1 protein-coding gene is annotated in these 403 nt (G+C 64.8%); it reads right to left on the bottom strand.

What is annotated here, in order from left to right:
* Nucleotides 1-403 (bottom strand): substrate-binding domain-containing protein (locus ACYQ78_RS39300; protein ID WP_459806088.1); only part of this gene is annotated, 403 nt, incomplete at both ends.

Here is a 403-nt window from a genome sequence, read left to right as displayed (position 1 = left end):
AGTACTGGCGGGTGGGCAGGGCCGTCTTGGCCTGCTCCTGGGTGAAGGTGGTCTCCTCGGTGACGACCCGCGTCGGGACCGTCTCCCCCGCGAGAACCTTCTTGGCCAGGTCCATCAGCTGCGGGCCGAGCAACGGCGAACACTCGACGATGTAGCTGATCTTGCCGTCGGCCAGCGCCTGCATGCCGTCCTTGACCGCGTCCACCGTGATGATCTTGATGTCCTTGCCGGGCACCTTGCCCGCACCCTCGATCGCCTCGATAGCGCCCAAGCCCATGTCGTCGTTGTGCGCGTACAGCACATCGATGTCCGGGTTGGCCTTCAGGAACGCGTCCATGACCTCCTTGCCCTTGGCCCGGGTGAAGTCACCGCTCTGCGACGCGATCACCTTGAACTTCGGGTC

It is taken from the genome of Herbidospora sp. RD11066 (genome assembly GCF_054661255.1).
Note: the sequence above shows the minus strand (reverse complement) of the source record. Positions and strands in the feature narration are given on the sequence as shown.